Consider the following 13,360-nt stretch of genomic DNA (forward strand, 5'->3'; position numbering starts at 1 on the left):
CTATATCAATCGTTCAGCATCATCGGCATTAAGAGCATCAGTAAATCTTCCTCCTCTTCTTTTTCGGTCGGGACGATAATGCCGGCCCGAGAGGGATCGGACAATTCGAGGCGTATATCGGCCGAAGGAATATTGTTGAGAATATCGATGAGGAATACCGCTTTGAAGCCGATACTCATGACGGTGCCCTGATAAGCGCAGGGGACGACCTCTTCGGCTGCCGTGAGGAAATCGATATCTTGCGCCGAAACCACCATCTTGTCTTCCGACAGTTGTAGTTTGACCAAGCTGCTGGCCGGATTCGAGAACACGGCCACGCGCTTCAGCGCATTGAGCAGCGCCAGGCGGTCGATGGTCAGGCTGTTGGGATTATTTTGCGGAATCACCGAGTTATAATTGGGATAACGCCCTTCCACAAAACGGCACACCATGGTGTAGTTGGCGAGCGTGATGTAGGCGTTGTTTTCGTCAAATTTAATGGTGACCGGTTGCGTTTCCTTCGGCAACAAACCCTTTAGCAGGGTGGCCGGTTTTTTGGGAAGGATGAAGGACGCGCGTCCTTCGCCTTTGGCCGCCGTAGAGGTCATGCGCACCAGTTTATGCCCGTCGGAAGCGACAAAAATGATATTGTCGGCGGTGATATCGAAATAGATCCCATTCATGACAGGGCGCAACTCGTCGTCGGCCGTAGCGAACAGCGTGCGGTTGATGCCTTCCGAAAACGTGTCGGCCGGCAGTACGAGCGACATCGCCGAATCTTTGAGTTCCTTCGGTTGGGGGTATTCATCGCCTTTAAGCCCCACAAAGTTGTACTTCCCGTTGTGATAATAAATATACACTTCGAGCGTTTCGTCATTGATGTCGAACGTCAAGGGCTGGTCGGGCAGTTCTCTTAACGGATCGAGCAGGTTTTTGGCGTTGATCGCCAAGCGTCCGTTACCGTCGGCATTCGTCACCTCCACCCACGTTTCGAAGCGAGTTTCGTTGTCGGCTGCCGTTAACGATAACGTATTCTCTTTCAAATCAAGCAGAAAGCAATCCAATATGGGTAAGGTATTTTTCGAGTTGATTACCCTGCTTATGGCCTGTAAATGGTTCAGCAAAGAGGCACTTGATACTACAAATTTCATAATGATATGTATTTTTTACGATGTTGTTTCCTACAATTACTTTAATCGACAAATATATAAAATTTTTTTGAGGGATGAATGATGAATGATGAATTATGAGCGATGAGGGATGAATTATGAACGATGAATGATGAGCGATGAGCGATGAACGATGAACGATGAGGGATGAACGATGAGGAATGCAGGGAATAATTATTGTCTCGACAATCTCCCATATATCTCCCATCTATCTTATCTCCTGTCAATTTTTCATCAATCATTTATCAATCTCTCTTCAATTCCTCTTGTTTCTCGGATGATGCTCGATAATCTCCTGGCGAAGAAACGTGCGGTCGATGTGAGTGTAAATCTCCGTCGTGGTAATCTTCTCATGCCCCAGCATCTCCTGAATCGCCCGGATGTTAGCTCCCCGTTCCAGCAGATGTGTGGCAAACGAGTGACGGAAAACGTGCGGACTGATCTTTTTTTGCAGCCCCACCGCTTCGGCATATTGCTTGATGTAATAGAACACCGTGATGCGCGAAATGGCTTTCCCCCTTGCGCTGAGAAACACAAAATCTTCTTGTCCTTTTTGCACATTGAGTTGTCGGCGGTAGGGCAGGTAGTCATTGATTCTTGTGATCGCCGTTTCCGAAATAGGGACGAGCCGCTGTTTACTGCCCTTGCCTTGCACCCGTATGAACCCTTCGTCGAAGTATAAATCGGAAAAGCGCAGGTGGGTAAGTTCCGAAATGCGAAGGCCGCAACTGTAAAGCGTTTCGATAATCGCGTAATTGCGTGTGCCCTCTGACGTCGATACATCGATAACGCTCAGGATACGGTCTATTTCTTCGAGGGTGAGCACTATCGGCAACTTCATGCCGATCTGTGGCGAATCGAGCAGTTCGCTCGGATCGTCTTCCAGGTATTCGTCGAGGACAAGAAAGCGGAAAAACGATTTCACGCCCGAGATGATGCGAGCGATGGATCGGGGTGAGATTTGCTCGTCATACAACTGGGCCAGAAATGCTTCGAGAGTATCCGTGGTGATTTCTTTCACCGGGATGTTTTGTTCCTGGATAAATGCGATGAGCTTGGCGAGATCCGTCATGTATGCCTCGATGGTGTTTTTCGAGAGCCCTCTCTCCAGTAATAGAAAACGTTTATATTTCTCGACTACCGGATAGCTTTCCTTTTCTTTTGATAAAACGTTCATATTGTTTCTTAATCCCTTTGTCCCTTTGCTCCGCCTGCAATTATCGACGTCAGCCATTATCGGGCGCAGCCCCTATCGCGAAGTGTTATCCCCTTTCTTTCCGCCGTCTTTATTTAGTTTCGCCGTCAACTTCTCCGCCTCCCGGATGTGGCCTCGGATAGAATCGATGACCTGTCTTTGTTCCGGAGAGGAAAGGTCGTCTTTGTTTTCAAGCTTGCGGAGCAAAGAAGTGAGCGTTTTATCTCCCGTCATTTCAAAAACCGGAAGCATTTTATGCGCCAGTTCCCCCGCAAGTGACAGGTTGTTTTCTTTCAGGGCGCTCTCCAACCGGGGAATAGCGGCGGTTGTCTCCGAAATAAACGTCCCGAGGATCTCCTTCGACGTGGCAGGATCATCCTTTACAAAGTCGATGAGAGCGGCAGCGCCTTTTGTCGCCGGCGGTTGCGGCGTTTCCGTCTCTATCGCCGTCGCATCGCCGCCCTTTACGTAGGTGTGGATGATGCCGTATAATTGCGAAGATGTAAACGGCTTCATCAGGAAGTCGGTAAATCCGGAGTCCGCCAGGTCTTTTTGCGAAAGCCCCGACTTGGCCGAGAGGCCTATGATCGGTGTATGAACATCTTTTCCGGCCCTTTGGGCTCTTATTTGTTCTGCAAGCTTGAAGCCGTTTATCTGCGGCATTTGGATATCGACAAAGAGGATGTCGAACGATTGCCGTTGCAGGATGGCGAGTGCGTTTTCGGGACGCGACTCGGCAATGACCGTCATATTCTTCCTCCGCAGCATTTCGGCGGTCATGGAAAGCTGGATGTGGTCGTCGTCGATCAATAACACCGATACGCCTTCGAGCGAGTAGTGGGTAGGGGAGGGTACCGGCACCTCGGTGGGCTGATCGGGCTGTTCGGGTTGTAAGGGCAGGATTACGAAAAACTCCGATCCCTTTCCTCTTTCCGACTCCAAGCCTATTTTCCCGTCCATCATCTCTACCAACCTTTTCGTGATAGCCAGTCCCAAGCCGCTGCCCTCGCTTCTTCCGTGGCGAGGATCGTCGGAGTCGAGTTGCTTGAACTCTTCGAAGATCACCGCTTGGTCTTTTTTATCGATACCGGCGCCTGTATCTTTCACCTTAAATAGAAGCTCCCGGTTGCCTTTTTCCTCCGAAATAACGGCGGAAACCGCGACCGTTCCTTCCTGCGTGTATTTAATCGCATTCGAAATGATATTCCCCATAATTTGGCGGATGACGTAAGCATCCCCGTAGCATGTAAGATCCTTCGGCAGCCGAATGTCCGGCACGAAACGGAGTTTTTTCGAGTCGGCAATGGGCTTGAAGCTGGCAGTCGTTTCATCTATCAGGTCGAACAGGTTGAAGTTGGTTTCTTTAACGACCCACGTTCCCGATTCCAGCTTTTGAAAATCCAGCAGATTCGTAGCCAGTTGCAGGATGTGCCGGCCGGAGAGCTTCATGTTCTGCAATTCCCGTTGATTATTGCCCGAATCCCGCTTCGAATCCATCAATTCGATGTATCCGAGAATAGAACTCATGGGCGCCTTGATGTCGTGTGATACGGCCAGCATCAACTCTTCACGCGAAGCGAGTAACTTGCGGATATGTTCGTTCGACCGTTCGAGTTGTTTCTTGTAGCGTTGGCTTTTGTTGAAGTCGATCAGAAACAGAATGCCGAAAAACAAGGCAATGAGTATTGCCAACCACGACACGCCGTAGACCGTTTTGAACGACGACGATACCGCGGCGTCTTTTTCTTCGAGAAGGCGGATCGACTTTTCCAGTTCTTCTTTTTCGATACCTTTCAACAGTTGATCAATGCGGGCCGTCAGCATCGTATTGGTCAGGTACATCTGCGATTGGCGGTCAAGCAATGCATATTCGAATTTTTTGCGGTTTTGCAAATCCAGCCTTTCGGAATACCGCACCATGTTGACAACGGTGTCGATGGCCAGTTTGAAGTCCTCTTGGGAAATGACGGTTTTCTTATCGACCAATACCGTTGAATCGGATCGGGCGACAAATACGTCGCGGATGCGGTCGGCGAGTCTCCGCCGCCGTCCGTAGACGACCGACGTATCGCTTTTGGCTTCTTCCTCCGGAAGTAAATTTTTTGTATTCAGATAGTCCCTGATTTGTTCATTCAGTGCGTTGGGGACATATGTGTATTGCGTTTCGCGGATAATTCGGGGGCTTTTACGCAAGGAGTCGAGTAATTCGGCTATTTGTTCGAGGTTTTCATGCTTCTCTTCCACCAGCACCCCGATGGTGTCGAGGGTTGCCGTTCGTAGCGTGTCTTGAGACAACGACCTCAGCGAGTCTAGATTCGTTTTAATTTCGGGTAGGAGTGTTTGGTATTTTTCGAAATAAGCTTCCGTTCCCTCCTTACTAAAGAAGCCTTGTACGCTTTCTATTTCATAGAGTTTGGAAAGGGTGTTGCCTACGATTAGCAGTTCCGAGAGGTCTTCGCCGCGTATTTTCTTCTCGGAAAACGCCACCAACTTATTGTATACCAAGAAAAGCCCGGCAATCATGATGACAACGACCAGCACATATCCTGTAATGACAAGATAGCGTATATGAGAACCGGAAACAGATGATTTTATTGCCATGGAATATAATGCTATATAGTTTAAAACGTTGTGTTTACGTTGTACAACTTTATTTTGTTGTATAGCGTTTTCCGGTCGATATTTAAAATAGATGCCGCCATGGTTTTATTCCCCTTAGCCAAAGTCAACGCTTCTTCGATTTTTTCTTTTTCGTAACGTTCTTTTCGTAATCCTTTTACCGATGTCCCTTTCGGGTGATCAACCGGTTTTTGGGCGGCTTTAAACAATAACCGGCCTACTTCTTCGGAAATGCAATTACTTTCGGTAAGTAACGCAGCCTTTATGATGGTGTTTTTGACTTCCTGAATGTTGCCGGGCCAATCGTAATCGAGTAAAAGTTGTTGCACGGCGGGCATAATCTTCTCGATCTTCTTGTTTAACACCTCATTCGCAACCGTCAGGAAGTAATGGGCGAAGAATGGGATGCTCTCTTTGTTTTCTTTCAGCGCCGGCAGAAGAATGTGGTGCTTTTGGAGGGTCGTCAGAAGTTTGGGAATCCATATGGCGGAAAGTTCGGATATCGTTTTATCGGTACTGACGATAACTTGGGTGAAGTTTTCGTTTTTTGGCTGTTTCGTGAGGAAGTCCTGCAATTGTAACTGCCCCGTTTTATCGAGAAGCTGTGCATTTTTGACGAATAACAACCCGCCTTTTGCTTCGGCGAATTTGCGACTTATCCAAGAATTTTCCTGTTGAAAAGAATAGGAAGTTGCGCCTGCATCCGAGCCGTTTTTAGAAAATCGATCGTAATCGGCTGTGACGAAAGGGAACGATTTATGAACTCCTTTTTCATAAATATATTTTGCCGCGGAAGCTTTTCCCGTACCCCTGTCGCCGGTGATCAGAAGGTGTGTATTGTCGACTACCGCTTTGTCGAGACGCTTGAATAACTCCGTGTAGGCTCTCCCTTCGGGTTTAATGAAAGCATTGATGAATTGTTTACTTTTCTTTTGATTCTGACGGATCTTGAGGGCATCTTCTATTTTCTTGAATAGAAGTTCGGGTTCAATGGGTTTCGAAATGTAGTCCACGGCTCCTGATTTCATGGAGGCGACCGCCGACTCGATGTCCGCGTAACCGGTCATCATAATCACCAGCACGTCGGAATCGTATTTTTGTATCCACGATAAAAAAGAAAATCCGTCCATATCCGGCATGCGAATATCCGATAATACCAGATCGAAAGCGACCTCTCTTATCAACTTTTTGGCATCGTCTACATTCGTGGCTGTTTCCACTTCATAAAGCCGCTTCACGAGCCACGACTTGAGCATCAAACAGATTGTTAAATTATCATCCAGTACCAAAATCTTTTTCATTGCCGTACGTCTATTCATTTATCATCGTTGCAATAACCGGATCGACTCTTCATTGTTTTTGCCACGGAAGTCTCCATCACTTTTGTTTGTTTTCTTCTTCGAAGATTTTCGGTAAAAGGATGGAGGCATACAGGAAAAACACGGCTGCAGCCGACATTACCAGTATCCACTCGTTTCGTTGGCGGAACATAAGATACGTAGCCACCGCCATCAGTACGCAGCCGAGAACCTGAAAATTAAACAAACGTTTCCCCCGAAGGCTCTTGCCGGGATAAGGCCTGCTTGCCAGGATTGCCGCGAATGCGCCTACGGCAAAAGCCATGATCCACGGAGCCACCGCCGGAACAAAAAAATAACCGATTGCTGAAAACAAAATAAGTACTCCGGAAAGCTGAAATATTCTATCTTTTTTTTTATCCATAATCATTACTTTACCGAGGGTGCAGCTCGAAGCGACCCCCTCGGTCGGCTCACTCGATGAGGAAGAGATCTTCGTTCTCTTTTTTCATCAAATAATTTTCACGGGCAAACTTCTCGAGATTCTCTTTGTTCGAGTACAGTTCGTTCAGTTTGGCTTTGTCTGTTTCGGTTTGATGACGATAGAACTCTATCTGCGCTTCCAGATCTTGAATCTCCATTTCGTATTTGACCCGTTTCGTGATACTGCTGTCGCTGAAAAAAAATAACATGGCGATCAACACCAACAGAATGGCAATTTGATAAACTGTCAGTCCTAAAATTCTTCTCGACTTGTATCTCATCGCATCCTTATTCAAATACATACAGATTTTAAGTGATTTACCGGACAAAAATAACACTTTTTTTTCTAATTCGTCTTATTGCGCGGGACAATTAAACGAAAATATCTTTGCAAGGCGAAGACTATTTAAACAAAATAAAGTATCTTTACGCTTTAGTTGACAACATGCTTAACGATATCGAATAAAAAGAATGAAGAAAACGATTTTAACCGCCATTTTACTTTTTGCGGCTGTAATACTCGCGCTTCCGTGTACGAATCTTATCGTTGGAAAGAAGGCTTCTGTAGATGGATCCACGCTCATTTCATATGCTGCCGATTCGTATGCTTTATACGGAGAATTATATCATTGGCCGGCCAGAAAATACAATCCCGGAGAAATGCTGAACATCTATGAATGGGATAGTGGAAAATATTTAGGACAGATTCCGCAGGTATTGCAGACCTATAATGTCATCGGCAATATGAACGAGCATCAATTGGCTATTGGGGAGACTACTTTCGGAGGACGTCCGGAATTGGTCGATTCAACCGGCATCATGGATTACGGCAGCCTTATTTATGTGACGTTGCAACGTGCCAAAAATGCAAGAGAGGCGATACGCGTGATGACGGAACTGGTGGCTGAATATGGATATTATAGTTCGGGCGAATCGTTTTCGATAGCCGATCCCGACGAAGTTTGGATTCTTGAACTGATTGGAAAAGGTCCCGGGCGCAAAGGAGCCGTATGGGTGGCCGCCCGCATTCCCGACGATTGTGTGTCGGCGCATGCCAATCAGGCCCGTATCCGTCAGTTTCCGCTCAATGACCCCGACAATTACTTGTATTCCGGCGATGTGATCGACTTTGCCCGTGAAAAAGGATATTTCAAAGGAAAAGAGGCCGATTTTAGTTTTGCCGACGCTTATGCGCCGCTTGATTTCGGCGCTCTTCGCTTTTGCGAAGCCCGTGTGTGGTCGTTTTTCAACCGGGTGAATAAGGATATGGCGAAATATGTAACCTATGCACAAGGAAAGAGTACCGACCCGATGCCGCTGTACGTGAAACCCGATAAAAAGCTCAGCGCTCAGGATATCCGGCAGATGATGCGGGACCACTATGAAGGGACGGAACTCGACTGGCGTTTCGATGTGGGCGCCGGGCCGTTCGAATCGCCTTACCGGTGGTCGCCGCTCACCTATACGGTCGATTCGGTCGAGTACTGCAACGAGCGCCCAATCGCTACGCAGCAGACCGGCTTTTCGTTTGTGGCGCAACTCCGTTCGTGGTTACCCGATGCGATTGGGGGAATTCTTTGGTTCGGTGTGGATGACGCCGCCCAAACGGTTTATTATCCGGTTTATTGTGCCCATGATCAAGTCCCTCCAGAAATGGCGCCCGGTAACGGCGACTTGCTCACTTTCTCGTGGTCTTCGGCGTTTTGGATCCATAACTGGGTATCGAATATGGTCTATACCCGCTATAACGATATGAGTAAAGATATGAAAAAAGTGCAGGAAAGTCTTGAGAGCCGTTTTCTAACTTCCCAACCCGATGTGGAAAAACAAGCCCTCGCCTTATACGAACAAACTCCTTCCGATGGGGTTCGTTTCCTGACCGACTACACCAATAACTTAGTGGAAGAAGGGGTTGGCGAATGGAAGAAACTGGGAGAATACCTGATGGTGAAATATGTAGATGGAGTGATCAAAAAAGAACAGAACGGCCGATTTATCCGCAACCCATACGGACAACCCGAATTCCCCTCGCGGCCGGGTTATTCCGAAGAGTTCTACGAAAAGGTGGTTCGACAAACAGGGGATAAATATAAAGTACGATCTGTTGAATAACATAAAATATAATAAGTTGCAAATGATGGAAAATGAAACTTTATTAGCACAGGTTACCGACAAAGCTCATGTATGGCTGCAAGGAAACTACAATGCTGAAATGAAAGAAGAGGTGCAGCGAATGCTCGAGAACGAGGATAAAACGGCTCTCATCGATGCTTTTTATAAAGATTTGGAATTCGGTACCGGCGGATTACGCGGCATCATGGGGGCGGGAAGCAACCGGATGAACATATACACCGTAGGAGCTGCGACACAAGGCTTATCCAACTACTTGTTGAAGGAATTTGCCAATGTCGATCAAATAAAAGTGGTTATCGGGCATGATTGCCGCAACAATAGCCGTACATTCGCCGAAATATCGGCCGATATTTTCAGTGCCAACGGCATAAAGGTGTATCTTTTCGAAAGCCTGCGCCCCACACCCGAAGTATCGTATGCCATCCGCAAGTTGGGTTGCCAGAGCGGTATCATGATAACCGCTTCACACAATCCGAAGGAATACAATGGTTATAAGGCGTATTGGAACGATGGCGCGCAAGTGCTTGCCCCGCATGATAAAAACATTATTGCGGAAGTAAACCGCATCGCCTCGCCCGATGATATCCGTTTCGAACGGAATGAAAAGCTGATTGAAATCATCGGTAAAGATATGGACAACGCGTTTATCGATGAAGTGAAGCGTCTTGTCCTTTCCCCCGAAGCCATCGAACGGCAGAAGGATCTGAAGATGGTGTATACGCCGATTCACGGAACGGGCATCACGTTGGTTCCCGATGCCTTGCAGGCGATTGGCTTTACAAACGTTATCCACGTGCCCGAACAGGATGTCATCAGCGGCGATTTCCCCACCGTGGTATCGCCTAATCCCGAAGAACCGGCTGCGTTGAAGATGGCCGTGGAAAGAGCCAAGGAAACAGGCGCCGAAATCGTGATGGCGAGCGACCCTGATGCCGACCGTATCGGAACGGCTATCCGCGACGACAATGACGAGTTTATATTGGTCAATGGTAACCAAACGTTGCTCATCTTCTTGTATTACCTGATGACCAAGCGCAAACAATTGAACTTGCTCACCGGAAAAGAGTATGTGGTGAAGACGATTGTTACTACCGAATTGGTGAACACGATCGCTCAACGCAACGGCATCGAACTGTACGATTGTTACACCGGCTTCAAATGGATTGCCGATGTCATTCGCAAGTACGAAGGACAGAAGAAATACATCGGCGGCGGTGAGGAAAGCTATGGCTTCCTGGCCGGCGATTTTGTGCGCGATAAAGACTCCGTGTCGGCCTGTGCGCTGTTTGCCGAGATTGCTGCTTGGGCAAAAGATAACGGTAAAACGATGTATCAGCTTCTGCAAGATATTTATGTGGAATACGGCTATTCGAAAGAGGTGGGTATATCGCTTGTGAGAAAAGGAAAAGAAGGTGCCGACGAAATAGAGAATATGATGCGTAACTTCCGCTCGAACCCGGCCGAATCGCTTGCCGGTTCGCCCGTCACCCTGATAAAGGATTTTGTTAAACTCGAAGCGGTCGATTACATTCGTGACGAAAAGGTGGCGCTCGAAATGCCCACCACTTCGAACGTATTGCAGTACTTCACCGAAGACGGCACTAAACTTTCGATACGTCCTTCGGGCACGGAACCCAAGATCAAGTTTTATATCGAAACACACGGTTCGGTGAAATCGCGTGAAGAGATTCCCGCTGCCGAAGAAGCCGCTCAGGCAAAGATCGATCAGATACGAAAGGATTTAGGTATTTAATGAAAGGCGTTTGATATGAAAAGAAGACTAACCATCGCTTTAGTGGCGCACGACCAACGCAAGGCGGATATGGTCGATTGGGTGATTTTTAATTCTGATTTTCTTTCTCAGCATCACTTGGTTTGTACGGGTACGACCGGTACGCTGGTCAGGCAAGCCTTGGATCGCCGGGGGGTAAATGCCGATGTCGAGTGCATGAATTCCGGACCGATGGGTGGCGATGCCGAAATTGCCGCCATGGTGGTTCGCAAAGAAGTCGATCTGGCGGTGTTCCTTATCGACGACCTGAATGCGCAGCCGCACGAAGCCGACATCATGATGTTGTTGCGCCAATGCCGCGTACACAATATACCGATTGCGTGCAACCGGTATAGCGCCGACCTGATGATCACCAGTACGCTATGGGACGACGACACGTATGTGCCCATGCCGCCCCGCTACGAGAAGTTCGACCGGGACGAGTCCGGGCTTTAAGGGAAAGATACGCTTTGCGATAAGGCTTCCGGCGATAGATATTGCGAACGCATGCCTCTTCTATGAAAGAATGGGGCATGCGTTTTAATTTAACGGCTTACCGGTCGATAGTTGTTATCGCGGAATTTGCAGTTCACGGATGATATGCGGAGCCTTCATCACTTTGTCTATCATAAAGAGTACATAACGGATATCCACACTAATGGTGCGCTGCACTTCCGGTTCGAAGATAAGGTCGCCGCTCAAAGCTTCCCAGTTGCCGTCGAATGCCAGACCGATCAGTTCGGCCTTGCCGTTAAAGACAGGACTGCCCGAGTTTCCACCCGTAATATCGTTGTTCGATAAGAAGTTCACATGCAGCAACCCGTCGGGAGCGGCATAACGTCCGTAGTCGCGGCTGCGCAAAGCGTCCAGGATATACGGTTGTACATGGAATTCGGGATCGTTCTCTTTATATTTTTCAAACACCCCTTGCGCCGTGGTATAGTAATCGTACCAAACGGCATCGCGCGGTTGATAACCTTTCACCGATCCGTAACTCAGTCGTTGCGTAAACGTCGCATCGGGATAGAAATTCTTATCGGGCGACATTTCCATCAGCGCAGCCATGAACTCCCGTTCCCCTTGCAAGATCTTATCGTAAGTAGGCATTAACTGTCCCGATAACTTATAGCCGGCTTCGGTTGCCGAAAGCGCCAGTTCCATCGCCGGATCTTTCATCAGGCTGTCGGTATTGTTCGTTTTCAGCAGCGATAACAGGTTATCCAGATTCGTAAATTGGGAATGCGTAAACAACCATTCGCCGTAACGATCGTAGTCCCCGCCGAATTCCTCTTTGATTTTCGTATAGATGCCGGGATGATATTCTTCGGGAACACGTTCGGCATAAAGCTTTAATAAAGCCGAGAGCACTTTTTTATCGAGCGCCGGCTCATAGTCCTTATACGATTCGATGATGCGTTCGTTGATAAACGCCTGCTTGTCCTCTTCCGACGTTTTTGTGTCGAAATGAAGGATGGTATTGGCAAAGCGAATCAATTCGATACCGTTATTAAATGTTTCGAGAAAGTACGTAGAATAGGCCGCGGGGGCGTTGGTGCTCGTGTAGGCATCGCGCAGCGTCGCGAGGGTGTTGCCGTATTTGGCTTTCCGGGCGGGATTACCGTCGATCCATTGCTGTAAACGGCTCTCGATGGTTTCTTTCTCCTGCAATACGTTGCGGTTGAGGATGGCCTCGTTCATGCCGATGGAGTTTTTCCAATAGTTGGAACTGCCGGCGAACTTGTTCGCATATTTAATGCGGATCGTATCGTTGGCGTTCATAGCTTCACGCCAGATGGCCTGCTTGGCGTCGCGCACATCGATGCGGGGTTTGTTTTCCGATTCCATGCGTTGGCGGATTCCCCATGAAGAGAGATACCGCTCGGTGCTGCCCGGATAGCCGATGGTCATGGCGTAGTCGTTATCCTTTACTCCGGCAAGCGATACGGGTACCACATATTTGGGGCGGTACGGCACATTGTCGGCGCTGTGCCGGGCGGGCTTGTTGTTCTTGTCGGCATATACTCTGAACACCGAAAAGTCGCCGGTGTGGCGCGGCCATATCCAGTTGTCGGTGTCGCCTCCGTATTTTCCCACGGAAGAAGGAGGCGTCACGGTCAGGCGCACATCGCGGAACACATCATACAGTACCAAATAGTATTTGTTGCGGGAATAAAAGGGAATGACTCGGGCACGGACGAAAGGATCGTTTTCGTACGACTTCACCAATTCGTCCGATAGCGAATCGATGGTGGCCTCGCGCTGCATTTCGCTCAACACGGAGGGTATATTCGAAAGGATGCGGTCTGTAACATCCGACATCGAACGCAGGAAAGACACCGTCAGCCCGTCGGCATACAACTCTTCCGGTTGATTCGCCGCCGCAAAGCCGTCCTGCAGGTAATCGTGCTCCACCGAACTCAGCTTCTGAATGGCGCCGTAGCCGCAATGGTGATTGGTGAAGATGAGTCCCTGTTCCGATACCGCCACGCCGCTGCATCCTCCGCCGAAGATCACCACCGCATCTTTCAGCGACGGATTGTTCTCGTCGTACAGCTTGTTTATCGGAAATGTAAAGCCCAACTCCTTCATCCGGCTGACACTCTCCTTGTTCAATTCTCTCAAAAGCCACATTCCTTCGTCGGCTTTCGTTGCAAACGCCATGCATAGCATGACCACTGATAGTAAAATTTTTCTCATCTAACTTTATTTATAT

At 48.3% G+C, this 13,360-nt stretch carries 10 protein-coding genes; 3 read left to right on the plus strand and 7 right to left on the minus strand.

All coding sequences use genetic code 11. The features are described 5' to 3' along the window. Positions 1-5: 5 nt before the first annotated feature. The 6 genes from dnaN to ABNK31_RS17230 form a co-directional block, all read right to left on the minus strand. Positions 6-1,130: a DNA polymerase III subunit beta gene (gene dnaN / locus ABNK31_RS17205; protein ID WP_418893649.1), complete on the minus strand. Its 1,125-nt coding sequence runs from the start codon at positions 1,128-1,130 to the stop codon at positions 6-8. A gap of 274 nt (positions 1,131-1,404) precedes the next feature. Continuing rightward, complete coding sequence (xerD, locus tag ABNK31_RS17210; RefSeq protein WP_418893650.1) at positions 1,405-2,325, minus strand: site-specific tyrosine recombinase XerD; 921 nt, start codon at positions 2,323-2,325, stop codon at positions 1,405-1,407. A 72-nt stretch (positions 2,326-2,397) separates the two neighbouring features. Continuing rightward, positions 2,398-4,944 (minus strand): ATP-binding protein, encoded by a 2,547-nt coding sequence (locus tag ABNK31_RS17215; RefSeq protein ID WP_418893651.1) that lies wholly within the window; start codon positions 4,942-4,944, stop codon positions 2,398-2,400. 20 nt (positions 4,945-4,964) lie between these two features. Further along, the gene (locus ABNK31_RS17220) at positions 4,965-6,263 is read right to left on the minus strand and encodes a sigma-54-dependent transcriptional regulator (RefSeq protein WP_418893652.1); all 1,299 of its coding nucleotides are present in this window, start codon (positions 6,261-6,263) and stop codon (positions 4,965-4,967) included. Positions 6,264-6,339: 76 nt separating this feature from the next. After that, positions 6,340-6,684: a hypothetical protein gene (locus ABNK31_RS17225; protein WP_418893653.1), complete on the minus strand. Its 345-nt coding sequence runs from the start codon at positions 6,682-6,684 to the stop codon at positions 6,340-6,342. Positions 6,685-6,733: 49 nt separating this feature from the next. Further along, positions 6,734-7,045, minus strand: a complete 312-nt coding sequence (locus ABNK31_RS17230) for an FtsB family cell division protein (protein ID WP_418893654.1) — start codon at positions 7,043-7,045, stop codon at positions 6,734-6,736. A 169-nt stretch (positions 7,046-7,214) separates the two neighbouring features. Between ABNK31_RS17230 and ABNK31_RS17235 the strand changes: the two genes are divergently transcribed. Genes ABNK31_RS17235 through ABNK31_RS17245 form a run of 3 tightly spaced genes read left to right on the plus strand, consistent with a single transcriptional unit; the run spans position 7,215 to position 11,103 of the window. Continuing rightward, positions 7,215-8,855, plus strand: a complete 1,641-nt coding sequence (locus ABNK31_RS17235) for a C69 family dipeptidase (protein ID WP_418893655.1) — start codon at positions 7,215-7,217, stop codon at positions 8,853-8,855. A gap of 25 nt (positions 8,856-8,880) precedes the next feature. Then, the gene (locus tag ABNK31_RS17240; protein ID WP_418895441.1) at positions 8,881-10,629 is read left to right on the plus strand and encodes a phospho-sugar mutase; all 1,749 of its coding nucleotides are present in this window, start codon (positions 8,881-8,883) and stop codon (positions 10,627-10,629) included. A 15-nt stretch (positions 10,630-10,644) separates the two neighbouring features. After that, entirely contained in the window at positions 10,645-11,103 is a 459-nt protein-coding gene (locus ABNK31_RS17245; protein ID WP_418893656.1) for a methylglyoxal synthase, read from the plus strand. A gap of 114 nt (positions 11,104-11,217) precedes the next feature. Here the strand turns inward: ABNK31_RS17245 and ABNK31_RS17250 are convergent, their stop codons facing one another. Continuing rightward, positions 11,218-13,344 (minus strand): S46 family peptidase, encoded by a 2,127-nt coding sequence (locus tag ABNK31_RS17250; RefSeq protein ID WP_418893657.1) that lies wholly within the window; start codon positions 13,342-13,344, stop codon positions 11,218-11,220. Positions 13,345-13,360 lie beyond the last annotated feature (16 nt).

Source organism: Limibacterium fermenti, assembly GCF_041902845.1.
In the GTDB taxonomy this organism is placed as follows: domain Bacteria; phylum Bacteroidota; class Bacteroidia; order Bacteroidales; family Dysgonomonadaceae; genus Limibacterium; species Limibacterium fermenti.